The sequence below is a fragment of the Streptomyces cinereospinus genome (assembly GCF_042430725.1).
Lineage (GTDB): Bacteria > Actinomycetota > Actinomycetes > Streptomycetales > Streptomycetaceae > Streptomyces > Streptomyces cinereospinus.
Window position 1 is genome coordinate 7522 of record NZ_JBHMCY010000032.1, and the last position, 25903, is coordinate 33424.

The window sequence follows — 25903 nt, forward strand, 5'->3', positions numbered from 1 at the left end:
TCCGGCGCCCGCGTCGCCCGGAGCCGGGTCCGACGACGTACCCCCGCGGCCCAGCTCGCCCCACCCCGCCCCCGACGACATACGCGCCGAGCCCACCCCCGCCGAGCCCCCCTCCCTCACCTCCCCCGACGACACACCCCCCGAGCCCCCCTCGGCCACCGCACCCGCCGCCTCCCCCTCGTCGGCGCCCCCCGCGCCCGCCCCAGCGGCACCGCGAGATCCCGTCACCCCCCGGACGCCGAACGACATCCGGGACGCGCCGGGACCCCGGCTCCCGGGCGCCCCCGCCCCCGAGCCGCGGGAGCCGGACCCGGTGGCCGTGCGGCCGGCGAAGCCGGTGGCGCCGCGCCCCGTCGTCCGCCCCGTGGCGGTGCCGGACGACGGGGCGGGGGTGCCCTGCCCCGCCTGCGGCACGCCCAACCAGCCGGGCCGCCGGTTCTGCCGGCGCTGCGCGGCCGTGCTGAACCCCACCGCGAGCCCCGACCCGCTGCCGTGGTGGCGGACGGTGTGGCCGTTCCGCCGCCGGGTGCGGGCGAGTTCGGGCCGGGCCTGGCGGTTCCTCGTGATCCTGGCCGTGGTGCTGGCCCTGTGCGCGGCCGGTTTCCTGCTGCTCCCGGCCGGACGCGCCCTGCTGGAGGACACCCGGGACAAGCTGGGCAAGCCCAAGCCGGTGACCCCGGTCGGTGTCGAGGCGAGCGCCGAGGTCCCCGGGCACCCGGTGGGGAACACCCTGGACGGGCTGAACAACCGCTACTGGGGCGCTCCGGCGCCGGGCGCCTCGGTGACGTACACCTTCCGCAGGCCGTTCCGGCTGTTCGACCTGATCGTCACCAACGGCCCGTCCGCCGGACCCCAGGAGTACCCCCGTCAGGCCCGCGCGCTCCAGCTGGACCTGGAGGTGACGGCGGAGGACGGCACGCGGCAGCGCCGGGAGCTCACCCTCGGCGACCGGCCGGGCCCGCAGACGATCCCGCTCGGCATCAGCGACGTGACGACGGTCCGCCTGGTCCTGCGGGCACCCGCCGGCCTGTCCCCGGGCCGCCATCTGGCCCTGGCGGAGGTGGAGTTCTTCCAGCGGAGCTGACTCGTACCGGCACTGCGCCCGGCCGGGCGGCGTGCTGACTCGTACCGGCACTGCGCCCGGCCGGGCGGCGACATGGAGGCTGCTGCATGCGGACGAGGAGAGAAGAGCGCGACAGCCGGGGCACACCGGCGCGCGGTCCGGCCCCGGCCCATGAGCCGCCGGCCGGCGCCCGGCTTCCCGGCGGGCGGCCCGCGCCCGCGCCCGTGGCCGCCCTGCGACGCTGCCGGACCCTCAGCGGCGGGGACCCCCAGTGGTACTTCCAGATGTACGGCCCGCAGCGCGACGCGCAGAGCTTCCACGAGGAGTGGGGCCGGGAAAGCCGCTTCACCCGCGACAGCGAGGGCGGCAATCGCCTCGTGCTGACCATCCTGCTCCAGGGCTGACCGGGCGGACGCCCGGAACCGGCCACCGCGGCGTCCCGGGCCGGTCCCGGCCGACCGGCCCGTTCGCCGGTGCGTCCGGCGCGGCCCCCGCGGCGAGCAGCGCGGGCCGCCCCACGCGAAAGTGGCGTGAACCGGCGTTGCCGGCGCCCTCCGCCCGGGCGCAGCCTGAGCGCTATGGGAGCGCTCCCAAAGCATCGGGGCACCCGCGCCCCGCGCTCCCGCACCCCACGTCCCCACCCGCGGAAGAAGGTCACTGTGCTGCGCCGTACACCCTCCTCGTCCCCGCTTGTTTGTCATGATCATGTCATACGTCGGGAGTTCCGCCCGGCCCTCCTGCTGAGCCTGCTCGCCGCGCTGCTGCTCAGCCTGATCCCCGGCGGCGGCACCGCCGTGGCGCACGGCTCGGTCGTCGACCCGGCGTCCCGCAACTACGGCTGCTGGCTGCGCTGGGGCAGCGACTTCCAGAACCCGGCCATGGCCCAGCAGGACCCCATGTGCTGGCAGGCGTGGCAGGCCGACCCGAACGCCATGTGGAACTGGAACGGCCTGTACCGCAACGGCTCCAGGGGCAACTTCCAGGCGGTCGTCCCCGACGGCCAGCTGTGCAGCGGCGGCCGCACCGAGGGCGGCCGCTACAACTCCCTGGACACCGTCGGGGCCTGGAGGACCACGGACGTCGGCAGCAACTTCACCGTCAGGCTGTACGACCAGGCCAGCCACGGCGCGGACTACTTCCTGGTCTACGTCTCCCGCCAGGGGTACGACCCCACCACCCGGCCGCTGCGGTGGAGCGACCTCCAGCTGGTCGCCCGCACCGGCCGGTACGCGCCCGGCCAGAACTACGCCATCAACGTGAACACGTCCGGCATGACCGGCCGGCACGTCGTCTACACGGTCTGGCAGGCGTCCCACATGGACCAGACGTACTTCCTGTGCAGCGACGTGAACTTCCGCTGAGCTACGGCTCCTCGGACGCGCCCGGGACCGGCACGCCCCGGTCCCGGCCGTCCCGCCCCGCCCCCGCCGCGGCCCGGCCGTCACCGGACCGCGGCGGGGGCACCGCACGCCGGCCGCCGGCGGGCTGCCCGAGCAGCCGCTGCATGGCCTCCGCGGCCCGTACGGCGGCGTCCGCGCAGCAGTTGTTGAACAGCACGTGGAGCCGGTCGACCCGCCTGGCGAGGGCGCGCAGCCGGGGCAGCCACTCGGCGAGTTCGCCGTCGTCGTAGGCGTACCGGAACCGGTCCTCCTTGCTGCCGGTGCCCCAGTCGGCGCTGCGTCCGTGGAACCGCACCACGGACAGCCGCGGCGAGGTGACGGGGGTGACCGGCGGCACGGAGGACGGCAGCCGCTGGTTCATGTCGACGGCGACGGCGGCCATGCCGTACCGCGCGAGCAGCGCCGCCGTGGCCCCGGCCCGCTCCCGGTGCCACCACCCGGGATGCCGGAACTCGACGGCGACCGGCCAGCCCGCCGTCCGCCGGGCGGACTCCGCCAGGAACGCCTCGGCCCGCGCCCCGGGCCGGAACCACGGCGGGAACTGGAACAGCACGCTGCCCAGCCGCCCGGCCTCGCGCAACGGCGCGATCCCCGCCGTGAACCGGGCCCACACCTCGTCCAGCACCCCCGGGTCGCGGTGGTCGGCGGGCAGCCCGCCCGGCATCACCGCAGCACGCGTGGGATGCCCGGTGAGCAGGGAGAACGCCTTGACGTCGAAGACGAACCCGTCCGGCGTGCGCGCCACCCACAGACGGCTGTTCCGCTCGCCGGGCAGGGCGTAGTACGAGGCGTCGACCTCCACGACCGCGAACCGCTCGGCGTAGTGCCGTAACCGGCCCTCGGCGTCCCGCCGCCCCACCGGGTACCAGCCGCTGCCGACCAGCGCCCGGTCGGTCCACGAGCACGTGCCCACGAGGATGTCACCCATGGGCCACCGGTTACCCGCCCCGCCCCGCGGCAGACCGGCCCTGTGATGTTTGCGCGGGCCGTTGCGCTGGACACTCCGGGGCACCTGTGCGGCAGCTGTCCCGACCACGACAGCTACGACAAGGGGATGGGCATGACCGCCCGTACAGCACGTCACCGGCGTACGGTGAGACGTCGCGTACTCACCGGGGTGTCGGCCGCCGCGGCGGCCGGGATCGGGGTCACCGCGACGATGGCCGTGCACGCCGAGGCCGCCTGGACGACGGCGTGGAACGTGTCGGCCTCCGGCTGGACCGGCGCCGACTCACCGCAGGTCTCGGTCGACCGCCAGGGCGACGCGCTGCTGGCCTGGACGGCCGGCGACCTGTCGACGACGTACTCCTACCAGCGGGTCCAGACCCGGGTGAAGTTCGCCGACGGCACCACGGGACCGATCCGCACGCTGTCGCCGGACGGCGCCGCGGTGGCCTGGCCGGAGACCGACTCCGACGACACCGGCGACTCGGCGGTGGTCTGGGAGCAGGACAGCGAGGTCGTGGGCCGGCGGGTGTCGTCCTCCGGCAGCCTCGTCGGACCGCTCCAGAAGCTCTCCACGTCGGCGCCCGCGTCCACCCCGGTGGTCGCCGTGACACCGGGCGGCAACGCGATGGCGGCCTGGACCGAGGTCCGCGACGGCAGCTGGTACGCGGTCGCCCGCCGCATCCAGATCGACGGAACGGTCGGCGCGGCCGTCACCCTCGGCTCGGGCTCGGCCGAGAAGCCGGCCATCGGCGTCGACCGCGGCGGCCAGTTCGTCGTCGCCTGGGCGCGCGCCTCGGACGTCGTGGCCCGGCGGATCACCACCACGTCCGTCTCCCCGACGAAGGTGCTGACGTCGTCCATCGCGTCCTACGGCGGCTTCGGCATGGTCCGCGCCGGCGTCGACCGGGACGGCGACGCCGTGCTCACCTACCGTTCCGGCGGCGGCACCGTCCCGCAGGTCTGGGCCTCGCGGTGGAGCCGCACCGGCACCCTGGCCGCCCCGCTGCGGATCTCGGCCGCCACGGACAACGCGGGCTTCCACCACGCCCTCGCGACCGACCTCGCCGGCAACTCGATGATCGTGTGGACCCGTCACGGCAACGGCAGGCTGGAACTGCTCGGCCGCCGGCTCACCGCGGGCGGCACCCGCGGCGCCGTCGCCGCGCTCGGCCCGGGCGACCGCCCCGACCTGGCGCTGGACGACGACGGCGACGGCATGCTCGTGCACCACACCGTCGTCCCCAAGTCGACGCCGCCGTACAGCTACACGAAGACCACCGCCCGCCTGATCAGCCGCGCCGGCGCGTTCGGCACCGTCCGGACGCTCACCTCGGACGGCCGGGTCCCCCAGGTCGGCGCGAGCCCCAGCTACCGCTTCACGGTGGTCTGGCAGCAGGAGAGCTTCCCGTACACGATCAAGTCCGTCGCCGGTCCCTGACCCGCGGGGCGGTCACCCACCGGTTGCCGCCGGGCAGCCTGGCGGCGGCAACCGGGTGAGGCGGGCCGTACCGGCCCACGCGCGGCGGGCCGCTCCGTGCCGAACCGCTCGCCCCGCCGGGGCACGGCTCGCGTGGCCGGCCCGCTCGCGGGCCGGGTGCCACGTCTCCGGCGGTCCAACCCGCGCGGCGGGCATCACCTGCCGCCGTGCCGTCGCGGGGGCGTCACGTGCCGCCGTGCCGTCGCGGGGGCGTCTCCGCCCGGTGCGCCTGCCCGAAGGGTCTCGGCCACCGGGGGCCTTGCGTGTCCCCGGCTACGGGGTGTTCTCCGTGGCGGGCCGCCGGACCCGGGCAGCGGGCCGTCCGCTTCCCCCGCGGCCGCCCGCCCGTCCCCTGCGCCCCCGGCCGGCGGACCCGTCGCCGTCGCGCTGCCGCCCGACGGATCCGGTGCCCTCGGGCCGACGTCCGCCGCTCGCGTCGCCGTCCCGCCGCCGTCCGCCGCTCGCGTCACCGCCGTCCCGCCGTCGTCCGGTGGACCCGTCGCCCTCGCGCCGCCGTGCGGCGGACCCCTTGTTCTCGCCGCGCCGCCCGGCGGACGCCCCGCCCTGGCTGCGCCGTCCGGCGGTCTCGGGGCGCGGTTCGGCCGGGGCGGTGACGGTGACGGGCACGCCGGAGGGGGTCCGGGCGCCGGTGATGCGGCGCAGTTCGGGCTCGCCGGGGCGGACCCGGACGGTGTGCGCGGTGATGTCGGCGTCGGCCATCAGACGGTCCATCGCGCGCCGCTGGTGCGGCAGGACCAGGGTGACGACGGTGCCGGACTCGCCGGCGCGGGCGGTACGGCCGCCGCGGTGCAGGTAGTCCTTGTGGTCGCCGGGCGGGTCGACGTTCACCACCAGGTCGAGGCCCGCGACGTGGATGCCGCGGGCGGCGACGTTGGTGGCCACCAGGACCGTGACGTGGCCGTCCTTGAACTGGGCGAGCGTCCGGTTGCGCTGCGGCTGGGACTTGCCGCCGTGCAGGGCCGAGGCCCGTACGCCCACGGACAGCAGGTGCCTGGCCATCCGGTCCACCGCGTGCTTGGTGTCCAGGAACATGATCACGCGGCCGTCGCGGGCGGCGATCTCGGTCGCGGCGGCGTGCTTGTCCGCCTCGTGCACGTGCAGCAGGTGGTGCTCCATCGTGGTGACGGCCCCCGCGGACGGGTCGACCGAGTGCACCACGGGATCGTGCAGATAACGCCGTACCAGCAGGTCGATGTTGCGGTCCAGGGTGGCCGAGAACAGCAGCCGCTGGCCGGAGGCGGGGACCTGGTCGAGCAGTGCGGTCACCTGCGGCACGAACCCCATGTCGGCCATCTGGTCGGCCTCGTCCAGGACGGTGACGGCGACCTGGTCGAGCCGGCAGTCGCCCCGTTGGACGAGGTCCCTGAGGCGGCCGGGGGTCGCGACGACGACCTCGGCGCCGCCGCGCAGGACACCGGCCTGGCGGTTGATCGACAGCCCGCCCACCACGGTGGCGATCCGCAGCCGCAGGGCGCGGGCGTACGGGGCGAGCGCGTCGGTGACCTGCTGGGCCAGCTCCCGGGTGGGGACGAGGACCAGGGCCAGCGGCTGCCGGGGCTGGGCCCGCTGCCCGTCCAGCCGGCTCAGCAGCGGCAGTCCGAAGGCGAGCGTCTTGCCCGAGCCGGTGCGGCCCCGGCCCAGGACGTCCCGGCCGGCCAGCGTGTTCGGCAGGGTGGCCGCCTGGATCGGGAAGGGCACCTGCACGCCCTCGGCGCCGAGCGCGGCCAGCAGCCGGGCGGGCAGGTCCAGCTCGGCGAACGTCTCGGCCGCGGGCAGCGGCTCGGTCAGGGTGACCGGCAGGGCGAACTCCTGCCGGCCCGTCTCCCGGGTACGGGGGCGGCCGCCGGTGCGCCGGGCGCGGCTCATGGGGGGAACCTTCCTCGATGCGGCGTATCGAGGAATTCCGCTCAGCAACGGGAGGCTGCACGGTCATTCACAAGAATGAGCCGGAAGAACTGGGTGAAAGCCGGGGAAATACGGAGCGGGAGTGAGACGGATGAACGTGGGTGAGCCTGGGCGAACCCGGGGCCACGCGGGTGGACGCGGGCGAACGCGGGTGAACGCGGGTGAACGCAAACGAGCCGAGGCCCGCACCCCTAGAGTGCGGGCCCCAGCCACGTGATACTGCGTCAGAGTCAGGCGGGAACGATGTTCTCGGCCTGCGGGCCCTTCTGGCCCTGGGTGACGTCGAAGGTAACCTTCTGGCCTTCCTGAAGCTCGCGGAAGCCGGAGGTGGCGATGTTCGAGTAGTGCGCGAACACGTCGGCGCCGCCGCCGTCCTGCTCGATGAAGCCGAAGCCCTTTTCCGCGTTGAACCACTTCACGGTGCCAGATGCCATGTGAATCTCCCTTAGGGGGCAGTGCCGGACTCCGTACCGCACGGAGTCGAGTCGCCGCGATGATCACCCCTCCGGAAAGATCCGGAAAGCTCTGCAAAGAAAATAATTTCTCTGGCAACCAAAACTGCAACTGCTATCACGCTAACACAGGCCGATGGCACCGGCCAGGCGTTATCGGGCGGCCGCGGTAATCATGGTTCCGCCCACCGTGATTCCCGTACCGCCGGAGTCTGTAATTCTGCACCGGCGGGACTAGATATCCGCCCCCTGCTCGCCCAGCCTCCGGTGCATTTCCCGGTTCACGCGCAGGGCGTCGGCGAGCTGGTCCTCCAGCGAGATGATGCGGCAGGCGGCCTCGATGGGGGTGCCCTGGTCGACCAGCTCACGGGCCCGGGCGGCGACGCGCAGCTGGCGGCGCGAGTAGCGGCGGTGGCCGCCGTCCGAACGCAGGGGCGTGATCAGCCCGGCCTCGCCGACGGCGCGCAGGAAGGCGGGGGTGGTGCCGAGAACGTCGGCGGCCCGCCCCATGGTGTAGGCGGGGTAGTCGTCGTCGTCCAGGCCGCCGGCGACGGGAGTGATCTCAGCGGGCATGACACCTTCGTTGTGCAGACACGGCCAGTTGTTCGTGCGGAGACGGCCAGGGACCGGCGACGGTGGCGTCCCGGGCTCCGGGAAGAGTCCGGCACCGTCGGCGTGGTGTCACAACCCTAACTCCGGCGGGCCCGAAGATGTGGCCCCGCCGTGGCAGATTTCCCCCCGCCGCCCGCACGCTCGGCCCCGCACAGGCGTGGGAGCGGAACGACGGGGTAGCCGCTGCCTTGCCGGTCGTTGCGGAAGGACGACGGCGGTTGGCTCGGACTCGGGAGGGGAAGATCATGGCGCTCGCGCACACGGTGGACGCGGACACGCAGACGGTCGGGCTGCCGGAGGTCGCCGAGCCCTCCCGGGTGGTGCCCAAGGACGCCCGGGCGCTGTCGCGGCTCTTCTTCGACCAGCTGGCGACGCTGGAGGAGGGCACGCACGAGTACCAGTACGCGCGCAACACGCTGATCGAGATGAACATGTCCCTGGTCCGCTTCGCGGCCGGCCGGTTCCGCAGCCGCGGCCCGGAGGAGATGGAGGACATCGTCCAGGTCGGCATGATCGGCCTGATCAAGGCCATCGACCGGTTCGACCTGTCCCGGGAGGCGGAGTTCACCTCGTTCGCCATCCCCTACATCGTCGGCGAGATCAAGCGCTTCTTCCGGGACACCACCTGGGCCGTGCACGTGCCGCGCCGGCTCCAGGAGGCCCGGGTCCAGCTCGCGCGCGCCACGGAGGAACTGCGCAGCCGGCTCGGCCGCACCCCCACGGTCAAGGAGCTGTCGGAGCTGATGAGCCTGCCCGAGGACGAGGTGCGGGAGGCCCGGCTGGCCGCCAACGGCTACAACTCCGCGTCGCTGGACGCCACGATCAACGGCAGCGAGGACGGCGAGGCCGCCCTTCAGGACTTCATCGGGGTGCAGGACCAGGCGCTGGAGCTGGTGGAGGACTTCCACGCCCTGGCCCCGCTGATCGCCGAGCTCGACGAGCGCGACCGGCGGATCATCCACATGCGGTTCGTGGAGGAGCTCACGCAGGCCCAGATAGGCGAGCGCCTGGGCGTGTCCCAGATGCACGTCTCCCGGCTGCTGTCGCGGACCCTCACGCGGCTGCGCGAGGGCCTGCTCACCACCTCCTGAGCCGCGGCGGGGCCGCCGGGCGCACGGTCGGTCGCGGACCGGCCGCCCCCGGTCCGGCGGTGAGGTCCGACCCCGGGCGGCCGGAGAGGCAGCCGGCGCCGAGCCCGAAGCTCACACCCAGGCCCTCCTCCGCCTCGCCCGACACGGCATCGGCGTCCTGTTCGCCGAGCTCCGCGGCACAGCCTTCTCCGAACCCAGAACCCCGCAGCTCGCTTGGCGAAAGACATGAAGGCACCCCGCGGGGCGGCCCCGGGACAGGCAGCCGCATAAAATCTGCTCCCATGTCGAACCCTGATGAGCTGCTCGTCGCCGTCTGCGCCGCGGTGGAGTCCGAGCGCAGCAATCAGATGTCGCTGACCGTGGTTGTCGGCGGCGCCGTCATCACCGGCCGGCTGGCTCCCGAGGCCGTGTGGCGGGAACGGGTCGCGGAGGTCCTGAAGGACTCGGACCGCCTCGGCCCGTTCTCCGACGTCTTCGCCCGCGGCCCGCGCCAGGACCGGACCGGCCACGGCGAGGCGCCCACGCACCTGCACTTCCACCTGGCTCGCATCCTCCAGGGCAGCCTCGGCATCCCCGAGACGGGAGGCATGTACCGAGTCGCGATCAAGGACGTCAGCGCCTGGACCGTCGGCGACCTCAGCTACTCCGACCGCTGAGCCACCACCCCACACCGCGCTCATGAGGCGGCGACCGCCTCATGAGCGCGCCGAGCACACCCACGGGTACGGCTGCCAGTGCCGTCGCCCGCCCCGAGGCGACGTGGCTCCCCGCATGCCTGGCAGCCTCCCGCCGGCTGCGGCCAGGACGCACCTGAAGCGGTCCGCCGGGCTCGTGTCGTACCGGCCTGCCGGAAGGGCCGTGACCGCCGCTGGCGGACGCCGGCGGTTGCTGTACTCCGCTGCCGTGTCGCAAGATCGGGCGATGTCCCGGTCAGTAGGAGCACACACCGCCGACCCTTGTCCCCGTTGCTTGTTCGAGCAGGTCCGTCCGGGCAGCCTCCTGTCTGCCGCGGAGGGCGAGGCCGTCGGCTACGCCTGCGCGCGGTGCGGGCACCAGTGGTCCCGTCCGGTCGAGGACGACCTGGAGGCGTACGACACCGTCAGAGCGGACCTCGACGACCGGACGCTCTACGGCACCGTCTGGCAGGTGGACGACGATCGAGTGCAGGTGCGCGAAACGGACAACGGGCGACTGCTGTGGGTCGAACGCTGGAGAGTCTTGCTCTACTGAGGCCCGCCCGGCCCCGGGGCGCCGCACCATCGGCCCGGGAGGCTGCGGCACCCTCCAGCCTGCTGACGCGCCGACCTGGGCGAACGGACGGGCCGTGGGCTCGTCCTGCTCGGCACCTCCCACCGTCAGCCCCGCTGTTCCCGCCCTGCCTGGTGCGTCCGTGGTGCACCTCGTCTGTGCCTCGCATGCCGCCGCACGAAGCAGGACGTGACGCCCGCCTCGGCCGGACCGGAGCGCGTGCTGCGCCGATCGGCTTGTTCTGCCCGGCGTGGGATGGAAGGCTCGGGGACGAGGAGCAGCGAAGGCTGAGCGGTACGCGACGCACGGGCCACCAGGGGGAGCATGTCGCCGGACACAAAAGATCGCCTGATCAACCTTACTCTCGGCACGGCTGCCGTTTTCTTCACCGCGCTGGCTTTCACCTCCAGTATTTTCGGGGGGAAAGAGGGCAAGAATCAGCGGAATTGGATCGTGGCCGGTGTCACGTCTTCCGCCATTGCCGTGTACGTCGGTAACAGTGAGCGGGTCAGGCTGTCCGCATACCGCGACAGAATGAAGCAGTTAGCGACTCAGGCAGAAAGGAATTACGAGAATCTGATCGCCAACCTCGCCCCGAATGCCGCTCAGGCCGCTGTCATCGCAGACCGTACGCTTGCCTCGGGGGAGAGGGACGTGCGGCGGGGGCGGCTGGACCAGTCGGTCGCGGTGGGGGTCTCTGAGATCGGTGAAGGGGTCCGGGGACTTTTCTACTCCTGGGACTCCACTACTCGCGTCTTCAAGCTGGTGTCCCAATGGCCTGCTTCGGCCATCCCCGAAGTCGGCAGTGGCGAGCCTGCTTACCCCACACTTGAGTTGATCGCGAAGGACGGAATGGTCCTCGTGCGGGGCAACACCGCCTCGCCCTTCAACAGGACGACGCCTGCTGTCCCCGACGAGCGGGTCGCCGTAGTCCAAGTGAAAGTGAACAGGACTGTGATCGGGATTCTGGCCATGGATGGAAGGATGCCGCCCTCTGCGCCGGCGTCGGGCTTCACTCCTCGGGACATACGTGAACTCCTGCTGTACGCCGACCTGCTCGCGGCTGCTCTCGGAGCCGACTGACAAGGAGGTCCAACGTGTCCGCAGCCCGAAGGGCGTGGAACAGTCGACTGGCGGCTCTCTTCAGCCGCGGGCCGCGGCGTACGCCGGAACCGGATGAAGGCGGCTATGTGTGGGACGTCGACTTCGTGGCCGTCCAGCAGAGTCTGCATTCGCCCCATGAGTTCGTCTCAGCGCGCGGCGACGTCGAACTCTTGGCGGAGAACGAGGTGCGTCGACGAATCGCCGACATGTACGAGGGGCTGCCCGGGGAACGAGGAGGTCTCACTGCGGCCGCCATCGGGGCCGGGACGGCAACGGCCTTCTTCGCGGTCATGGGAACCCTGTGGTTCGTCCTGCCGGCAGTCCTGGCCGTCGTCTTCGTCTCGGTGTTCTTCTGGGCAGGCGGGAGCAGGCGACCACCGTCAGCGCATCGGCGCGTCACGCGGACCCGCGGCTGAACGAGGGCCCGGAGCGCTTGAGCCGGTGGACGGCCAGGCCCGGCTGCCCCTGCTGGAGTGCCATCGCGGCTGACATGACCCGGGCGCGCAGTACTTCCGGGAGGTCGCCGCCGAGCCGCCACTGCGCCAGGGCGGCAGTGAACTCGTCGCGGTGAAGGGGGACGGCGAGGGCGGGCAGCGGGCTGGTGTCGTTCGGCCCGGTCGGGCGGCACCTGCGGGCGGTCGATGAGGCGCTCGGCTGACCCGGCCCGATGCGCGGTCGGCGGACTGCCGGAAGCACACCTGACAGCTTGCACCTTCACGGGGCGGCGAACTGAGATACGAACCTGCTCGGGCCACTTGACGCGGTCGGGGGCGCACGCGGGTCAGGGGACGGTCTTCCGAACTTGCGCGTCCATGGTGAGGAAGAACGTCAGTTCCGGACGGTCCCACGGCACGGCGGGCGGCCGTGCCGGTGCCGTGCCGCTCGGCACCGCCCCGACGCTGCGGTAGAAGCCCTCGGCCGGAGGGTGCGAGACCACACGGACGTGGGTCAGGCCCGCGGCGCGCGCCTCGGCCAGCATGTGCGCGACGAGCAGTCGGCCGACGCCCCGCCCTTGCACACGGTCGGCGACGAACAGCAGGTCGAGCTCGGCGGGAGCGAGGAGCAGGGAGTAGAAGCCGAGGACGCCGCCCTGCTCGTCGCCGGAGTCGGCGGCCACGAAGACGGGGTGGGCGGCGAGGTAGTCGGGACCCACCCGGTACCCCGCGACCATCGCCGCGTACTGCCCTTCGTACGCGCGCGAGCCCCGCACGAGCCGGGTGAGCGCCTTGGCGTCCCGGGTGACGGCCCGCCGGATCGTGACGGGCCCGCCACCGGGTGTGATGCATCGCTTCATGTGAAGGGCCAGTCCTCCGAGAAGGCCGCGCTGATCTACCAGCACTCCGACGACGAGCGGCGGCGCGATGTGGCGGCGGGGCTGGACGACATGGTCCGCGCGGAGCGTGTGAAGCACCACAAGGGTGACCCCGCGCCCCACCACGAGAAACCCGCGGTCGGCCAGCCGCGTCCTTGCGGTGCGGATGTGGTGCGCGCCCCGCCCACCGGTCTGGGCAACAAACAACCCCCGGGTCGATGACCTGGGGGTTCGTCGTGGAGCGGGTGACGAGAATCGAACTCGCGCTCTCAGCTTGGGAAGCTGATGTTCTACCATTAAACTACACCCGCGTAAGACGCCGACCGAGACCGGTGTCGGAACGCCCGCTTACTGTACCCCATCGCAGGCCCCCGGTGCTCCCGCCGCGGGGCCCGCGGTCGTTCCAGGCATGGGATACGGCTGCGGGGGAACGGAGTTGGGGCGTACGGTGGAGGTGCGGGAGAGGGGCTGGGCGGGGTCGGAGCGCCGCCTGGAGGGGCGTCCCATTCATCCCGTAATGTGGCCTTCCTCGTCAGGGCATCAGCCAGACGCGGCTCTCTTTGGGGAAGGGACTTCAGGACTTGATGGAGCGCACCGTCGTCCGTTGTGCCGATGGGCACGTGTTCACCACCGCTTCGTTCCCGATGCAGCAGGCCGAGCGCCTCGGCCCCGGCCGGCTCCTGCGCTGCCCGCGCTGCGCGCGGTTGCGCAGCGTGGTTCCGGTGAGCCTGCAGAAGCAGTGAGCGGTGAGCAGTGAGCAGGAGCGGGACAAGCGGTTGAGGCAGTAGGAGCGGCAGGGGCAGCAGGAGACGGAAGAGAGAGACAGGTCTCGCCGTGGGCGCGTGGAGCCGTCGCGATTGTGGGGGCTCCGCGCGCCTTGCGTATCCTCGGGGCGTGCTTCTCTCAGACAAGGACATCCGGGCCGAGATCGACGCCGGGCGGGTACGGATCGATCCCTACGACGAATCCATGGTGCAGCCGTCGAGCATCGACGTGCGGCTGGACCGGTACTTCCGGGTGTTCGAGAACCACCGGTACCCGCACATCGACCCCTCCGTCGAGCAGGCCGACCTGACGCGGCTGGTCGAGCCGGAGGGCGACGAGCCGTTCATCCTGCACCCCGGGGAGTTCGTGCTCGCCTCGACGTACGAGGTCATCACCCTGCCCGACGATCTCGCCTCGCGGCTGGAGGGCAAGAGCTCGCTCGGGCGGCTCGGGCTCGTCACCCACTCCACCGCCGGGTTCATCGACCCGGGGTTCTCCGGACATGTGACCCTGGAGCTGTCCAACCTCGCGACGCTCCCCATCAAGCTCTGGCCCGGCATGAAGATCGGCCAGCTGTGCATGTTCCGGCTCAGCTCGCCCGCCGAGTCCCCGTACGGCAGTGAGCGGTACGGATCGCGGTACCAGGGACAGCGCGGGCCCACCGCTTCCCGGTCCTTCCTCAACTTCCATCGGACCCAGGTCTGACCCGCCGAGGTCCGCACCGCCCGACCGATGTGACATCAGTGGCATGAGTGACCTACGAGAAAACCTCACCTACGAGCAGTTCGGCGTCGCCGTCCGTGAACTCGCGCAGGCCGTCGCGGACGACGGGTACGAGCCCGATGTCGTGCTCAGCATCGCCCGCGGTGGCGTGTTCGTGGCCGGCGGGCTCGCCTACGCCCTGGACTGCAAGAACATCCACCTGGTGAATGTTGAATTTTACACAGGCGTCGGTCAGACGCTTGAAATGCCTGTGATGTTGGCACCTGTACCGAATGTGATCGATTTCACCGATAAAAGGGTGCTGATCGCTGATGATGTCGCCGACACTGGCAAGACCCTGAAGCTCGTGCACGACTTCTGCCTTGACCACGTGGCCGAGGTGCGGTCCGCGGTGATCTATGAGAAGTCGCAGAGCCTCGTCAAGTGCGAGTACGTGTGGAAGCGCACCGACGATTGGGTGAACTTCCCGTGGTCGGTTCAACCGCCCGTCGTGAAGCGTGCTGGGCAGGTCTTCGACGCCTGAGGGCCCGAGCGCTCATCGGCTCGGTTGCCCTGCTGGCCGGCGCGGTCCCGTGCCTTCGCCCGCTCCGGGAAGCGCAGCGCGTTGAGCCGGGACAACGCATTGCCGATCACTTGTTCTGTGTCAGCTTCTCGACCGCGTGCTCGTCATGGATGAAAGACCATGATGTCGGCAGGTAAGTGTCGTCACGACCCCTGATGATCTTGGCCTCTTGAGATCTGGCTGGGGGGTCGCTGAGGTAGGCATCAATCAGGGGGTTCCGCAGGCCCACACGCCGGCGAGGATTGCGCTCATAGCGTGGCAGCTCATTGAAGTCGCAGCGCTGACAGAGGATCCCCCGCACACAGCGGCCACACGACCCTCTCTGCGGGCAGAGCCCGTACTTCTTCATTCCCTGCCGCATGAGGTAGCACTTCACACGCATCTGGCCTTTGACGAGTCGGGTGACCCATTCATCGCACCAGGCGCAAAACGCGTCTCGCGGCTCGTACTCGAAGCTCAGCTCCGCCGTCCAGACCATGGCGGGAGGCTAGAGCGAAGCACTGACAGCGAGCGCGCGATGCGAGTCTGAACGCCGGGTCTCGGGCTGACGGTGATCGTGGCCTTACTGCGGCCTCGCTACGGAAGCGGCACGCCCTCGCGATGCTTGGCCCACTCTCGGGCGGCAGCGGTGAGGGCGGCGCGATGCGGCAATGGGCGCGTCCGCTCCCAGTCTTCCCACGCGGAATAGACCGTGCGCGCGAAGATGGTGACGGCGGCTGGGTTGGCCGCGAGGTACGCAGGAATCTGCCGGGCGATGGTCTCGGCCTGCTCCGGTGTGTGCCCGGCGGAGATGAGCCGGGGGATCGTCAGCGCGGTGTCTGCCCATGAGGGGGCGGGGCAGGCAAGGGCCCAGTCCAGTAGAAGCAGTTCGTCGGCGTCCTTCATGAGCATGTTGTGGGGGGACATGTCTGTGTGGGCGAGTGCTCGGCCTTGCAACCCGCTCGGTACGTCCTCGGGTAGGAACTCGGCCCATCGTGTGTGAAGCGGCTTTTTGTTCAGGGCCTCGGGCCATGGCGTTTGGGATACAGCGATGAGCGTGCGTACGAGGGCGGCGAGATCGTCGGACCCTGGACTCAAGTCGGGGTATCGGCCCTCGACGTATTCGTATCCGTGAAGTCGCCACCCGCCGGCATTGACCTCCCACAGCACGCGCGGCGCTCGGGGTGCGTACTGCGTGACCTTGGCCTCGTGGCGGTACACCCACGCCTGTACGTCATCCTCGCGGGTGCCCTTGACGAACGTCCGGCCGGTTCGGGCGTCGACGGTGCAGGCGAGTCGGGACATGACGCCGTCCGGCGCGGTCGTGGCGTCGTCGACCATGCCGGTGTGGCGCTCGACGGCGGCCCGGGTTTCTGCTGGTAGGTCCTGCCACTCGATGCGATCCACCCGCGGTCTCCTGCGTTGGTCGGTCAAAGGAGGCCGGCCCCCGGCCTGGCCACAGCGTGGCACAGACGGGAGGCCGGCGGAGGCACCGTCAGGGATGGAACGGGCTGTCCGAGCAGTTCGCGTGGCACTGCGAGCACTCGGCGAGGTCCAGCTCGGGCCAGAACTCCATGTCGATCTCGTACCCGGCGAGCGTGATCGCGTCGACCGTCCGGGCCCGGAGGGCCTTGCCGCCCCCGTGCTCCTCCGGGTCGAGGAAGCCGGGCTGGTGGTCCAGGAATCGGCCGAACCTCTCTTCGCAGAACTCCCGGTAAGCCTTGGTGTGGAGCAGGAAGGCGTGCCAGAAGTCGTCCGCGAGGGGCGACGGGCTGAGCGGCTTGTCGCTGTAGTCGCACGCGGCGAGGAAGGCGAGCATCTGCCCGACGCCGCGGTCGGCCTTCTCCTCGGTCAGCTGCGGGAACTTGGCGCGCATGTTGTCGACCAGGGTCTCGCGCAGTTCCGTGCTGATCAGCGTCCGCGCGTCGGTCGTGGTGCGCTTCTGTGCGGTGGTCACGTTCCGTGCCTCCTTGTGTTGGGGTGGTGCTTCGGACGTGGTGGTGCGCACCGCGGCAGGCCCCGGTTGGCGGCCTCGGCCGCGGTGGAGTCCCCGCCCGCCCAGGGGGAGCAGGAAGCATCCGGGCGGGCGGGGGGCCTTATGCCGCTTCCGGGGCGGCGTCGGGGATGCTCAGCGCCGGACCGTCGGCTCGCGGGCTGTCGAAGCCGGTGCCTACGAGCATCCCGAGACAGGTGAAACCGGTAGCCGTGCCGATGGCCCAGAGGACGCTGAGGAAGAACCCGACAGGATCGGAGAGACGCCGTAAGCGGGCGGACGCGTGGCGGGCGCTCACAGCTTGCCGCCGCGTGCCGAGTCGCGCAGTTCGAGAATGCGCCCAACCTGATAGGCGTACAGCTCCAGCTGCGCGGGGTCGAGCAGGAGCAGGGATTCGCTGGTCCCGCCGTCCTCGTAGTGGACGGTGATAGGTAAGCCACCTTGCTCGGCGCGCTGGTCGTACATCACGTCTCGCTTCTGCGGCGTGATGTGTGTGACCTGAGCGGGGACGGGGCGCAGGGTTGTTCCGTCGTAGGGGGCGGACCACTCGTCGCCGCCTCCAGGCGGCACCAGGCCGTAGGTCCGTCTGCCGTCGCCGGGCAGAGCCACGACGACACCGATCTCGCCCTTGGCGGTGTCCTGAGCGAGGTCGCCAAGTCGGGGGTAGAACGGTGCGGCGGTCCCTGACTCGCCGCCCTGCGAAAGGAGATGGGGGGTTCCTCGTCGAGTCATGCCCCTGACGCTAAGAGCGCGCCAGGGGCCCAATATGAATCAGAGGAATACAACCCTCATCCGTCGAGGTGGAACCGGTCTGACATGCGACGCAGCTTCTCACGCGTCGCGGAGCGCTCGGCGTAGACGATGCTCCGCAGCGTCGAACGGGCCATGGGGTGGTTCCGCACCAGCTGTGGGGCGATGCGCTCGGCGGTCTCCAGTTCGGCGAGAGCCCTGTCGCGGTTTCCGTCCCACAGCCAGGCTCGGGCGAGGTCCATGTGGTGGTGTCCCTGCCGGGAGTTGGGCAGGGCGGCGATCAGTTCGGGGCCCGTACGACGGTTTATCGCCAGCGCTCGGGTCTGGTCGCCGGATTCGAGCGCCACGCTGATCGCGTGAATCTGCACGTTGCCCGGTGAGAACGTCACTGAATGGCGGTCGTAGACCGGTGGGCCCTGGTGGTTCGTGATGCGTTCTGCGGCGGCGCGGGCATGCGCGATGCGGTCCTCTGACTCCGACGGCCGGCCCGCACGTGCGGCCGACACGGCGGCGCGGAGGTGCAATGATCCCCACATCCGAACGGCGAGGGGATCGCCGAGGTCATAGTCGTCCTGGATGCTGCCGAGGGCCTTGTCGGACAGTGACAGGGCGTCGTCCCAGTCGGCGGTCGCCCACATGTCCCATACGCGCATCCAGTCGGCGAGTGCGGGCATGACGGGGTCACCGGACAGGCGGGCGGACCAGGCCGCACGCTCGGCGGCCATGGTGATCAGTTCGGCGTGTCCGAGGGCGTGGGCGGCCGTGTGGGCGAACTTGCAGGCGACGGCGTAGATGGCGTACGCCTCTTCGCGTTCGTGGCCGCTGGAGACCTCGGCGAGCGCCCGCGCCTCGCGTAGCAGGTCCGGCAGCACACGCAGGATGGCCACGTTGGCGGCGGCGTCTCGTAGACGGTGCAGCCTGGTCATGTCGCGCCATAGTTCGCTCGACGGCCGGGGGGTGCCCTCGAACACCGGCGTGAGGTCGTAGCGGCGTAGTTCACGCAAGATGGACGCGGCGGCGACCTGCCACTGATTGTCAGCCGGGCTGCTGGTGTATGGGCGCCCGATCAGGTCGTTGGGATGAACGTGAAGCTCAGCCGCGATGGCGTTGAGCAGGCCGACGCGGTCGATCTCGATTTGTCCGCGTTCCATCTTGGACACCCACGCCTGAGACTTCCCCAGGGCGGCGGCGAGGTCCGCCTGTGGCATGCCCAGGCGCAGGCGCGCGCGGCGAACACGGCGGCCGATCTCCTCGGCTTCTTCCAGCATGCGTGGGGCTCCATCCGTTCGGGCTCTCTCAGGAACGGTACCCATGAGGCGCGGTTGGCGTCCTCCGTGGCGGCAGAACAACAGAACGCCCCCGATAGGTCATGTGGCCAGTACTTCGCCGTCTTGCCCGAGGCCCGAGGGCAGGGCCTCGGGCGTGTTCTGTGGCGGGCCGCGATGCACTGGGGGCAGTCCCATGGCGCCGCGTACCAGCTCCTACAGACAGAGGTCGGGGGCCCCTCGGACAGGCTGTGTCAGTCGGAAGGGCTGACCTCTCTCGGGTTCAGCCACACCACACGGGCGTAGTGGGCCTGACCTACGACAACGAAAGACCGGACCACCCCTTGGCCTGGACAGCATCCGGGGTGGTCCGGTCGCGGAAGCCCTGATCAGGACCCCGGTGCCGATGGTACCGGGGTGGTCGTCGTGCCCAGAGTCCGGCTGATCCCAACCCCGTCCCCGACTTGTCGAGTTGGAAAGGAGCGTGCGGCGTGCGGTTCGGCCGGCCTCGTTGTCCTGGTGAGCTGATGGGTGGTGCACGTTACATCGCGTCCGGCTGGAGCGGCTTTGGCCGGTGGCCTGCCCGGTCTGGGGTGCGCGCGCTCTCGGGGAGCGCGGACTACACCGTGCCCAGCTTCACTATCGACAGCAGGGCGACCAGCTGGATCGCCGACGCGCCCAGCGCCTTCGGCCACGGCAGGTCGTGGGACCTGGACACCATCAGCGTCAGCAGCGCGCCGCCGGCGACCCAGGTGGCCCAGCCCAGGATCTGCACGAAGGGGGCGTCGCCGCCCAGGAACGTCGCGACGACCAGACGGGGCGCGTCCGTGATGGACATGATCAGCATGGAGAGGCCGACCGTCGGCTGCCACGCCCCGTCGCCGCCCAGCTGCCGGGCCAGGGTGTGGGTGACCACGCCCAGGACGAACGAGCTGAGCACCATCGCGACGGCCGTCATCAGCACGATCGGGACGGCGTTGGAGAGGGTGGCGTTGATCGCTTCCTCGCGGGTGTCGTCGAAGCCGAAGACCGCGAGCAGGCCGTAGAGGAAGGTCACGACGAGGGCGGGGCCCCACACCGTGTAGTCGCGCATCCGCAGGAAGGTCTGGTTGGGGGCCAGGACGATGCCGCGCAGCAGTTCCTTCCAGCGCAGGCGCGGGCCGGCCGGGGCGGCCGGGGCCGCGCCGGCGCGGTAGGTGCCGCCCTGGCTGTAGGGGTCCTCGCCGATCGCGAAGGCCTGGGTGTGGCCGGGGTTGTTCGCGGCGTACGGGTCCGGTCCGCCCTGCTGGTAGGCGCCGCCGTCGCCGAAGTACTCCGGCTCGCCGCCGCCCGGACCGCCGTGACCGCCGTTCGTCTGCGGCCAGGGGGTGTCCCCGTAGCTCTGCTGACCCGGGTACGGGCGCGGCTGCGGGGCCGGGGGATAGCCGTACGACGGTCCCTGCGGCGCCTGCTGTCCGTGCGGGGGGTGTTGCGGTCGCGTGTGCGGGGCGCGGTCGTTGCGGCCGCCGCGTCCGATCCTGAATCCAGCCACGTCATCGAACGTACCTGGTCTGGGCGGGCGGTGGGCCGGGCCCGGGGTTCCGGGCCCGGCTTTGCTGCCGAGCTGTGACATCCCTTACGGGCCCCGTCCGCGATCCCTTACGGATGCCGTCCGCGATCCCTCAAGGGCTCGCGGGCCGTGCGGGGGCCGTTGGGATCGCCTCATGGGGCGACGACCCGGCCGAACGCCGCGTTGCCCTTGAGGCCGACGGTGGCGGCGGTGAAGACGCCGCTGGTGGTGAGGCCGGTGGAGGTGCCGGGCAGGACGACGCCGCGCCGGCCTCGTTCTCGTGCGCGGTGCCGACGACCAGCTCGGCCCTGTCGTTCCGATGGAGGTCGGCCAGGCGGACGCGGTGGTGCCCGAAGGAATCGCCTTGCTCGTTGCCGCCGGGCACGCCCGCGGTGTCCTGGCGGTACGCCTGGGCGCCGGTGCACTCGGACTCCGCGGCGCCGGGGACGCCGGCGGAAATCGGGAACGGCCGTCCGGCACGCCGTCCGCCGGGCGCACAGGGCAGGATGGAGCCATGAGCGTAGTGAAGATCAATGTGCTGACCGTGCCCGCCGAGCAGCGGGAGGTCCTGGAGAAGCGGTTCGCCTCCCGCGCCCACGCCGTCGAGAGTTCGGACGGCTTCGAATGGTTCGAGCTCCTGCGCCCGGTGGACGGCACCGACAACTACCTGGTCTACACCCGGTGGCGGGACGAGGAGTCCTTCCAGGCCTGGATGGAGGGCCCGATGAAGGCCGCCCACCAGGGCACCGGGGAAGGCGGGGAACGCGGGGAAGGCGGGGAGCGCCCCAGGCCCGCCGCCTCCGGCTCGGCCCTGTGGTCCTTCGAGGTGGTCCAGCAGGCGGCGCCGAAGGGCGCGTAGCACCGGGCGGCGCGCGGGTGCGGGACCCCGTGCCTGGCGTCGCGCCCGCGCCGTGCCTGGCGTCGCGCCCGCGCCGTGCCTGGCGTCGCGCCCGCGCCGCGCCCGACGCCGCACCCGCACCCTCAACCGCGCCCGGCGTCGGCCCCGCGCCCAGCGCTCCATCCGGCGTTCACCGCAGGGCCCGGCCCCGTCGCGCGAAGCCGATCAGGGCGGAGACGGCGGCGGTCGCGGCGAGGCTCCCGACCAGGACCATCGCGACGCCGAGGGCGAACAGGCCGCTGGCGTCGTCCGACCAGTCGTACCAGGCGGCGGCGGTCAGGCCGGCCGGGACGCCCCAGACGCCGCCCGCGAGGCGGGGCCGAGCGGCTGCCCAGCACACCGGCGCCAGCAGGGTCAGGGCCAGCCCGGCGACCTGCCAGGCCTCGTAGGGACCGGTCGTCGTGCCGTCGGCCCGCACGTCCCGCTGCTGGTCCCAGCCCAGCCAGGCGGCCCACAGCGCCACCGCGAGCACGGCCGGCGCGAGGACGGTGAGCACGGGGTGCACGGATTTCGTCAGTCGTCGTTACACGGCCCCAGCGTCCCGGCCCGGGGTGCGGTCGGCCTGCGCGCGGGTACTCAGATACGGCCTGAGTACCCGGCGGCCCGTACCCGGGACGGGCGTCCCGGCCGTCAGGCCGGCCGGATGTTCTGGGTGGCGTGGAAGACGTTGTCCGGGTCGTACGTCCGCTTGACGCGGGCGAGACGGTCGTAGTGGCCGCGGTACGTGGCCCGCACGCGCCCGGGGACCTCGTCCTCGCCGAGGAAGTTCACGTAGGAGCCGCCCATGGAGTACGGGTGCGACTCCTCCCAGTAGTCGACGCACCACCGCCGGATGGTCTCGGCGTGCGCGGGGTCGGGGTCGACGCCGGCGAAGACGCCGGACCAGACGGCGTCCCGGTAGCCCCAGGCGGTGTCGTCGGGGCCGACCCGGTGGGCCGCGGCGTCCACCGGGTACAGATGCATCAGCGACAGCGGACTCGGCAGGTTCTGCCCGTGGGCGAGGTGCACGTCGACGGCCGCGTCCGGGATGCTGTCGAAGAAGTCGCCGCGCCAGTACCACTGGTACCCGGTGGGGATCAGCTCGTCGAAGCTGCTCTGCAGCGCGGGGTACGGCACCGGTGCCGCGAAGTGGAAGGCGGGCGGGGCGGGTTCGCGGACCGGCGCGAACGCCTCGTCCAGGCGGCCGGGGTCGCCGGTGTGGCACCACACGACGCCGCACACCTTCCGCCCGTGGATCTCCTCGGGGAACGGCGGGCCCGGCGGGACGGTGAACAGGGTGAAGAAGCCGTACACGTCCTCCGGGGCCTGCGGGAGGAAGTCGCGGTACCACGTGAGCACCTCACGGGTGCGGTCGACCGGCCACACGGTGATCCCGAACCCGACCGTGCCCACCGGGTGCAGGCGGTAGGTGAACGAGGTCACCACCCCGAAGTTGCCGCCGCCGCCGCGCAGGGCCCAGAACAGGTCCGGGTGCTGGTTCTCGTCGGCGGTGACGAAGCTGCCGTCGGCCAGGACGACGTCCGCCGCGAGCAGGTTGTCCACGGTCAGGCCGTACTTGCGGGTGAGGTAGCCGTGGCCGCCGCCCAGCGTCAGGCCCCCGACGCCCGTCATCGACACGATGCCCGAGGGGGTCGCGAGGCCGAAGGCGTGGGTGGCGTGGTCGAGGTCGCCGAGCAGGCTGCCACCGCCCACCTGGGCGGTCCGGGCGGCCGGGTCGACGCGCACCCACCGCATCGGTGACAGGTCGACGGTGACCCCGCCGTCCACCAGGCAGAGTCCGGGGCCGCTGTGCCCGCCGCCGCGGACGGCCAGGTCCAGTCCCCGCTCGCGGACGAAGGCGACGGCGGTCATGACGTCCCCGGCGTCGGCGCAGCGGGCGATGGCGGCGGGGCGTCTGTCGATCATCGCGTTGTAGATCCTGCGGGACCGGTCGTAGTCGGGATCCTGGGGGCCCGTGACCGGCCCGCGCAGGGCGGTCCTCATCGCGTCCAGTGTCGAGGTGTCCATGCGCGTCTCCCGGAAGAACCAGAGGAATCAGAGGGACCGGAGGAATCAGAGGAACCAGAGGAACCGGGTGAGGCGGACCGGAGAGATGGAAGACACCGGAGACACCGGAGAAGCCGGAGAAGCCGGAGAACCGAAGAGAAGGTGGGTCCGCTTCCCGCGAGCCGGGCCGTTCCGGCGCGGAAGGCTCACTCGTTCCCGCTGACACCACCAGCGTCCCGCCGCCTCACGCGCCCCGCAAAACGATCTGCATGCCGCGGAGCGAAAACGCCGGCGCCCCCCGTCCGCCAAGGACAGGGGGCGCCGGACACCTCGTCAGGGGCCGGTCACGGGGCCGGTCACTTCACCGGCTCGGGCGCCGGCTCGGACGCCGCGTCGGCCGGACCCTCGGGGGTCACCGGCGTCCGGACGGAGTCCAGCAGCAGCTGGGCGACGTCGACGACCTGGACGGACTCCTTGGCCGTCCCCTCGTTCTTCCGGCCGTTGACCGAGTCGGTGAGCATGACCAGGCAGAACGGGCAGGCGGTGGAGACGATGTCCGGGTTGAGGGACAGGGCCTCGTCGACGCGCTCGTTGTTGATGCGCTTGCCGATCCGCTCCTCCATCCACATCCGCGCACCACCGGCGCCGCAGCAGAAGCCGCGCTCCTTGTGGCGGTGCATCTCCTCGTTGCGGACGCCGGGGACGCTGGCGATGATCTCGCGCGGGGGCGTGTAGATCTTGTTGTGGCGGCCCAGGTAGCAGGGGTCGTGGTACGTGATGATGCCCTCGACCGGGGTGACCGGGGTCAGCCTGCCCTCGTCCACCAGGTGCTGGAGCAGCTGGGTGTGGTGGATGACCTCGTAGTCGCCGCCGAGCTGCGGGTACTCGTTGCCGAGGGTGTTGAGGCAGTGCGGGCAGGTGGCGACGATCTTCTTCGCCGACTTCGGCTTGCGCGACTCCTCGGTGACCTTGCCGTCGTCGTCCATCTCCTCGCCGAAGGCGGCGTTGAGGGACATGACGTTCTCCATGCCGAGTTCCTGGAACAGCGGCTCGTTGCCCAGGCGGCGGGCGGAGTCACCGGTGCACTTCTCGTCGCCGCCCATGATCGCGAACTTCACGCCCGCGATGTGCAGCAGCTCGGCGAAGGCCTTGGTGGTCTTCTTCGCCCGGTCCTCCAGGGCGCCGGCGCAGCCGACCCAGTACAGGTACTCGACCTCGGTGAGGTCCTCGATGTCCTTGCCGACGACCGGGATCTCGAAGTCGACCTCCTTGAGCCACTCCAGGCGCTGCTTCTTCGCCAGGCCCCAGGGGTTGCCCTTCTTCTCCAGGTTCTTGAGCATCGTGCCCGCCTCGGACGGGAACGCCGACTCGATCATGACCTGGTAGCGGCGCATGTCGACGATGTGGTCGACGTGCTCGATGTCGACGGGGCACTGCTCGACGCAGGCACCGCAGGTGGTGCAGGACCACAGCACGTCCGGGTCGATGACGCCGTTCTCCTCGGCGGTACCGATCAGCGGACGCTCGGCCTCGGCGAGGGCGGCGGCGGGCACGCCGGCCAGCTGCTCCTCGCTCGCCTTCTCCTCGCCCTCCGTCGTCCGGCCGCCGCCGGCCAGCAGGTAGGGCGCCTTGGCGTGCGCGTGGTCGCGCAGCGACATGATGAGCAGCTTGGGGGAGAGCGGCTTGCCGGTGTTCCAGGCCGGGCACTGCGACTGGCAGCGGCCGCACTCGGTGCAGGTGGAGAAGTCCAGCAGGCCCTTCCAGGAGAAGTGCTCGACCTGGGAGACGCCGAAGACGTCGTCCTCGCCGGGGTCGGCGAAGTCGATCGGCTTGCCGCCGGACGTCATCGGCTGGAGCCCGCCGAGGGCCGTCTCACCGGTGGCGTTGCGCTTGAACCAGATGTTCGGGAAGGCCAGGAAGCGGTGCCAGGCCACGCCCATGTTCGTGTTGAGCGAGACCGTGATCATCCAGATCATGGTCGCGCCCAGCTTGATCATGGCGAAGAAGTACACGAGGTTCTGCAGCACGCCCACGCTCAGGCCCTTGAAGGCCAGCACCAGCGGGTACGAGGCGAAGTACGCGGCCTCGTAGTGGTCCACGTGGTGGAGCGCGCCCTCCAGGCCGCGCAGCACGTAGATCGCCAGGCCGATGACGAGGATGACGTACTCGACGAAGTACGCCTGGCCCATCTTGGAGCCGGTGAACCGCGACTTGCGGCCGGCCCGGGAGGGCAGGCTCAGCAGCCGGATCACCATCAGGACGGCGATGCCGAGGGTGGTCATGGCCGCGATGAACTCGATGTAGAGCTCGTACGGCAGGAAGCCGCCGATGACCGGGAGCGTCCAGTCGGCCTGGAAGAGCTGGCCGTAGGCCGTGATGATGGTCGGCGGCAGGGTCAGGAAGCCGATGGCCACGAACCAGTGGGCGACGCCCACGATGCCCCAGCGGTTCATCCGCGTATGGCCGAGGAACTCCCTGACCAGCGTCACACTGCGCTGGTAGGGGTTGTCGGTCCGGCTGCCGGCGGGCACGGGCTGACCGAGCCTGAAGTGCCTGACGAACTGGCCGACGGCGCGTGCGAGCAGCGCGACACCGACCACGGTCAGGACCAGCGACACGATGATCGCGGCGAGTTGCATGGGGAGGCTCCTCGGGCCTGCGAGGGAGATTACTAAGCGGTAACTTACCCAGTTCGTTCGAGACTACCCGCATCCCGTGCCGCACTGTAGCCAGGTGTGGGGTGATCTGAGTCGCTGAGGGTCACCTCAAAGGCGTTGAACGTGCTAGTCGTACCAAATAG

The 25903-nt window shown here is 71.3% G+C and carries 28 protein-coding genes, 1 tRNA gene and 2 pseudogenes; 15 read left to right on the forward strand and 16 right to left on the reverse strand.

Annotated features, from left to right (window positions below; all coding sequences use genetic code 11):
- The 3 genes from ACFF45_RS18090 to ACFF45_RS18100 form a co-directional block, all read left to right on the forward strand.
- Positions 1-1084 (forward strand): NADase-type glycan-binding domain-containing protein (locus tag ACFF45_RS18090; RefSeq protein WP_381347164.1); only part of this gene is annotated, 1084 nt, incomplete at its 5' end.
- Between the two features lie 86 nt (positions 1085-1170).
- Entirely contained in the window at positions 1171-1467 is a 297-nt protein-coding gene (locus ACFF45_RS18095) for a hypothetical protein (RefSeq protein WP_381347166.1), read from the forward strand.
- Between the two features lie 306 nt (positions 1468-1773).
- Complete coding sequence (locus ACFF45_RS18100; RefSeq protein ID WP_465269412.1) at positions 1774-2424, forward strand: lytic polysaccharide monooxygenase auxiliary activity family 9 protein; 651 nt, start codon at positions 1774-1776, stop codon at positions 2422-2424.
- Between the two features lies 1 nt (position 2425).
- Here the strand turns inward: ACFF45_RS18100 and ACFF45_RS18105 are convergent, their stop codons facing one another.
- Complete coding sequence (locus tag ACFF45_RS18105; protein ID WP_381347170.1) at positions 2426-3391, reverse strand: DUF72 domain-containing protein; 966 nt, start codon at positions 3389-3391, stop codon at positions 2426-2428.
- Between the two features lie 165 nt (positions 3392-3556).
- Between ACFF45_RS18105 and ACFF45_RS18110 the strand changes: the two genes are divergently transcribed.
- Positions 3557-4849 carry a hypothetical protein gene (locus ACFF45_RS18110; protein WP_381347171.1) on the forward strand — a complete coding sequence of 431 codons (1293 nt, stop codon included), beginning with the start codon at positions 3557-3559 and terminating at the stop codon, positions 4847-4849.
- Positions 4850-5161: 312 nt separating this feature from the next.
- On the opposite strand, the gene ACFF45_RS18115 is transcribed toward ACFF45_RS18110, so the two are convergent.
- From ACFF45_RS18115 to ACFF45_RS18125, 3 genes are all read right to left on the reverse strand, one after another.
- Positions 5162-6775 carry a DEAD/DEAH box helicase gene (locus ACFF45_RS18115; protein WP_381347173.1) on the reverse strand — a complete coding sequence of 538 codons (1614 nt, stop codon included), beginning with the start codon at positions 6773-6775 and terminating at the stop codon, positions 5162-5164.
- Between the two features lie 269 nt (positions 6776-7044).
- On the reverse strand, positions 7045-7248 hold the full coding sequence (locus ACFF45_RS18120) for a cold-shock protein (RefSeq protein ID WP_007383480.1): 204 nt from the start codon (positions 7246-7248) through the stop codon (positions 7045-7047).
- A 252-nt stretch (positions 7249-7500) separates the two neighbouring features.
- Complete coding sequence (locus ACFF45_RS18125; protein ID WP_381347175.1) at positions 7501-7839, reverse strand: MerR family transcriptional regulator; 339 nt, start codon at positions 7837-7839, stop codon at positions 7501-7503.
- Between the two features lie 284 nt (positions 7840-8123).
- On the opposite strand from ACFF45_RS18125, the gene ACFF45_RS18130 reads away from it, so the two are divergent.
- The 5 genes from ACFF45_RS18130 (at position 8124) to ACFF45_RS18150 (ending at position 11737) form a co-directional block, all read left to right on the forward strand.
- On the forward strand, positions 8124-8969 hold the full coding sequence (locus ACFF45_RS18130) for an RNA polymerase sigma factor SigF (protein WP_381347177.1): 846 nt from the start codon (positions 8124-8126) through the stop codon (positions 8967-8969).
- Positions 8970-9250: 281 nt separating this feature from the next.
- A complete protein-coding gene (locus ACFF45_RS18135; RefSeq protein WP_381347179.1) occupies positions 9251-9625 on the forward strand; it encodes a GvpU-like protein in 375 nt (124 codons plus the stop codon).
- A gap of 313 nt (positions 9626-9938) precedes the next feature.
- Positions 9939-10199 (forward strand): zinc ribbon domain-containing protein, encoded by a 261-nt coding sequence (locus tag ACFF45_RS18140; RefSeq protein WP_381347181.1) that lies wholly within the window; start codon positions 9939-9941, stop codon positions 10197-10199.
- A gap of 342 nt (positions 10200-10541) precedes the next feature.
- Complete coding sequence (locus ACFF45_RS18145; protein ID WP_381347183.1) at positions 10542-11300, forward strand: hypothetical protein; 759 nt, start codon at positions 10542-10544, stop codon at positions 11298-11300.
- Positions 11301-11314: 14 nt separating this feature from the next.
- Positions 11315-11737: a hypothetical protein gene (locus tag ACFF45_RS18150; protein ID WP_381347185.1), complete on the forward strand. Its 423-nt coding sequence runs from the start codon at positions 11315-11317 to the stop codon at positions 11735-11737.
- Here ACFF45_RS18150 and ACFF45_RS18155 read toward each other — a convergent pair.
- A complete protein-coding gene (locus tag ACFF45_RS18155; RefSeq protein WP_381347187.1) occupies positions 11718-12017 on the reverse strand; it encodes a hypothetical protein in 300 nt (99 codons plus the stop codon). The genes ACFF45_RS18150 and ACFF45_RS18155 overlap by 20 nt on opposite strands.
- An 85-nt stretch (positions 12018-12102) precedes the next feature.
- On the reverse strand, positions 12103-12615 hold the full coding sequence (locus ACFF45_RS18160; RefSeq protein WP_381347188.1) for a GNAT family N-acetyltransferase: 513 nt from the start codon (positions 12613-12615) through the stop codon (positions 12103-12105).
- A gap of 6 nt (positions 12616-12621) precedes the next feature.
- Between ACFF45_RS18160 and ACFF45_RS18165 the strand changes: the two are divergent.
- A pseudogene (locus ACFF45_RS18165) lies at positions 12622-12855 on the forward strand (hypothetical protein); the annotation flags it as partial.
- Positions 12856-12870: 15 nt separating this feature from the next.
- Here the strand turns inward: ACFF45_RS18165 and ACFF45_RS18170 are convergent.
- Positions 12871-12944, reverse strand: a tRNA-Gly gene (locus ACFF45_RS18170).
- Positions 12945-13217: 273 nt separating this feature from the next.
- On the opposite strand from ACFF45_RS18170, the gene ACFF45_RS18175 reads away from it, so the two are divergent.
- From ACFF45_RS18175 to ACFF45_RS18185, 3 genes are all read left to right on the forward strand, one after another.
- Positions 13218-13376 carry a hypothetical protein gene (locus tag ACFF45_RS18175; RefSeq protein WP_381347192.1) on the forward strand — a complete coding sequence of 53 codons (159 nt, stop codon included), beginning with the start codon at positions 13218-13220 and terminating at the stop codon, positions 13374-13376.
- 151 nt (positions 13377-13527) lie between these two features.
- Positions 13528-14103, forward strand: coding sequence for a dCTP deaminase (gene dcd / locus ACFF45_RS18180; protein ID WP_067033216.1), 576 nt, complete (start codon positions 13528-13530; stop codon positions 14101-14103).
- 43 nt (positions 14104-14146) lie between these two features.
- Complete coding sequence (locus tag ACFF45_RS18185) at positions 14147-14644, forward strand: phosphoribosyltransferase (protein WP_381347194.1); 498 nt, start codon at positions 14147-14149, stop codon at positions 14642-14644.
- A 106-nt stretch (positions 14645-14750) separates the two neighbouring features.
- Here ACFF45_RS18185 and ACFF45_RS18190 read toward each other — a convergent pair whose 3' ends face one another.
- The 5 genes from ACFF45_RS18190 to ACFF45_RS18210 all read right to left on the reverse strand — a co-directional run bounded on the left by ACFF45_RS18190 (position 14751) and on the right by ACFF45_RS18210 (position 18673).
- Positions 14751-15161: a hypothetical protein gene (locus ACFF45_RS18190; protein WP_381347196.1), complete on the reverse strand. Its 411-nt coding sequence runs from the start codon at positions 15159-15161 to the stop codon at positions 14751-14753.
- Between the two features lie 98 nt (positions 15162-15259).
- Positions 15260-16069 carry a hypothetical protein gene (locus tag ACFF45_RS18195; RefSeq protein ID WP_381347198.1) on the reverse strand — a complete coding sequence of 270 codons (810 nt, stop codon included), beginning with the start codon at positions 16067-16069 and terminating at the stop codon, positions 15260-15262.
- A gap of 88 nt (positions 16070-16157) precedes the next feature.
- Positions 16158-16619 carry a glycine-rich domain-containing protein gene (locus ACFF45_RS18200; protein WP_381347200.1) on the reverse strand — a complete coding sequence of 154 codons (462 nt, stop codon included), beginning with the start codon at positions 16617-16619 and terminating at the stop codon, positions 16158-16160.
- Positions 16620-16949: 330 nt separating this feature from the next.
- Positions 16950-17387 carry a hypothetical protein gene (locus ACFF45_RS18205; protein ID WP_381347202.1) on the reverse strand — a complete coding sequence of 146 codons (438 nt, stop codon included), beginning with the start codon at positions 17385-17387 and terminating at the stop codon, positions 16950-16952.
- A 56-nt stretch (positions 17388-17443) separates the two neighbouring features.
- Entirely contained in the window at positions 17444-18673 is a 1230-nt protein-coding gene (locus ACFF45_RS18210) for a helix-turn-helix domain-containing protein (RefSeq protein ID WP_381347204.1), read from the reverse strand.
- Between the two features lie 102 nt (positions 18674-18775).
- On the opposite strand from ACFF45_RS18210, the pseudogene ACFF45_RS18215 reads away from it, so the two are divergent.
- Positions 18776-18976: pseudogene (locus ACFF45_RS18215) on the forward strand (GNAT family N-acetyltransferase); the annotation flags it as partial.
- 313 nt (positions 18977-19289) lie between these two features.
- On the opposite strand, the gene ACFF45_RS18220 reads toward ACFF45_RS18215, so the two are convergent.
- A complete protein-coding gene (locus ACFF45_RS18220) occupies positions 19290-20282 on the reverse strand; it encodes a Yip1 family protein (protein ID WP_381347206.1) in 993 nt (330 codons plus the stop codon).
- Between the two features lie 451 nt (positions 20283-20733).
- Between ACFF45_RS18220 and ACFF45_RS18225 the strand changes: the two genes are divergently transcribed.
- On the forward strand, positions 20734-21078 hold the full coding sequence (locus ACFF45_RS18225) for an antibiotic biosynthesis monooxygenase family protein (RefSeq protein ID WP_381347208.1): 345 nt from the start codon (positions 20734-20736) through the stop codon (positions 21076-21078).
- A gap of 169 nt (positions 21079-21247) precedes the next feature.
- Here the strand turns inward: ACFF45_RS18225 and ACFF45_RS18230 are convergent, their stop codons facing one another.
- From ACFF45_RS18230 to ACFF45_RS18240, 3 genes are all read right to left on the reverse strand, one after another.
- Positions 21248-21613, reverse strand: a complete 366-nt coding sequence (locus tag ACFF45_RS18230) for a hypothetical protein (RefSeq protein WP_381347210.1) — start codon at positions 21611-21613, stop codon at positions 21248-21250.
- A gap of 134 nt (positions 21614-21747) precedes the next feature.
- Positions 21748-23124, reverse strand: coding sequence for an FAD-binding oxidoreductase (locus tag ACFF45_RS18235; RefSeq protein ID WP_381347212.1), 1377 nt, complete (start codon positions 23122-23124; stop codon positions 21748-21750).
- A 335-nt stretch (positions 23125-23459) separates the two neighbouring features.
- Positions 23460-25742 carry a (Fe-S)-binding protein gene (locus ACFF45_RS18240; protein ID WP_381347214.1) on the reverse strand — a complete coding sequence of 761 codons (2283 nt, stop codon included), beginning with the start codon at positions 25740-25742 and terminating at the stop codon, positions 23460-23462.
- Positions 25743-25903 lie beyond the last annotated feature (161 nt).

Bases quoted from the DNA above. Each gene is read 5' to 3' on its own strand.
- ACFF45_RS18145 (WP_381347183.1), top strand. From the start codon at position 10,542: ATGTCGCCGGACACAAAAGATCGCCTGATCAACCTTACTCTCGGCACG.
- ACFF45_RS18220 (WP_381347206.1), bottom strand. From the start codon at position 20,282: ATGTCACAGCTCGGCAGCAAAGCCGGGCCCGGAACCCCGGGCCCGGCC.
- ACFF45_RS18185 (WP_381347194.1), top strand. From the start codon at position 14,147: ATGAGTGACCTACGAGAAAACCTCACCTACGAGCAGTTCGGCGTCGCC.
- ACFF45_RS18160 (WP_381347188.1), bottom strand. From the start codon at position 12,615: ATGAAGCGATGCATCACACCCGGTGGCGGGCCCGTCACGATCCGGCGG.
- ACFF45_RS18105 (WP_381347170.1), bottom strand. From the start codon at position 3,391: ATGGGTGACATCCTCGTGGGCACGTGCTCGTGGACCGACCGGGCGCTG.
- ACFF45_RS18240 (WP_381347214.1), bottom strand. From the start codon at position 25,742: ATGCAACTCGCCGCGATCATCGTGTCGCTGGTCCTGACCGTGGTCGGT.
- ACFF45_RS18130 (WP_381347177.1), top strand. From the start codon at position 8,124: ATGGCGCTCGCGCACACGGTGGACGCGGACACGCAGACGGTCGGGCTG.
- ACFF45_RS18095 (WP_381347166.1), top strand. From the start codon at position 1,171: ATGCGGACGAGGAGAGAAGAGCGCGACAGCCGGGGCACACCGGCGCGC.
- ACFF45_RS18235 (WP_381347212.1), bottom strand. From the start codon at position 23,124: ATGGACACCTCGACACTGGACGCGATGAGGACCGCCCTGCGCGGGCCG.
- ACFF45_RS18115 (WP_381347173.1), bottom strand. From the start codon at position 6,775: ATGAGCCGCGCCCGGCGCACCGGCGGCCGCCCCCGTACCCGGGAGACG.
- ACFF45_RS18125 (WP_381347175.1), bottom strand. From the start codon at position 7,839: ATGCCCGCTGAGATCACTCCCGTCGCCGGCGGCCTGGACGACGACGAC.
- ACFF45_RS18210 (WP_381347204.1), bottom strand. From the start codon at position 18,673: ATGCTGGAAGAAGCCGAGGAGATCGGCCGCCGTGTTCGCCGCGCGCGC.
- ACFF45_RS18190 (WP_381347196.1), bottom strand. From the start codon at position 15,161: ATGGTCTGGACGGCGGAGCTGAGCTTCGAGTACGAGCCGCGAGACGCG.
- ACFF45_RS18175 (WP_381347192.1), top strand. From the start codon at position 13,218: ATGGAGCGCACCGTCGTCCGTTGTGCCGATGGGCACGTGTTCACCACC.
- ACFF45_RS18205 (WP_381347202.1), bottom strand. From the start codon at position 17,387: ATGACTCGACGAGGAACCCCCCATCTCCTTTCGCAGGGCGGCGAGTCA.
- ACFF45_RS18120 (WP_007383480.1), bottom strand. From the start codon at position 7,248: ATGGCATCTGGCACCGTGAAGTGGTTCAACGCGGAAAAGGGCTTCGGC.
- ACFF45_RS18135 (WP_381347179.1), top strand. From the start codon at position 9,251: ATGTCGAACCCTGATGAGCTGCTCGTCGCCGTCTGCGCCGCGGTGGAG.
- ACFF45_RS18225 (WP_381347208.1), top strand. From the start codon at position 20,734: ATGAGCGTAGTGAAGATCAATGTGCTGACCGTGCCCGCCGAGCAGCGG.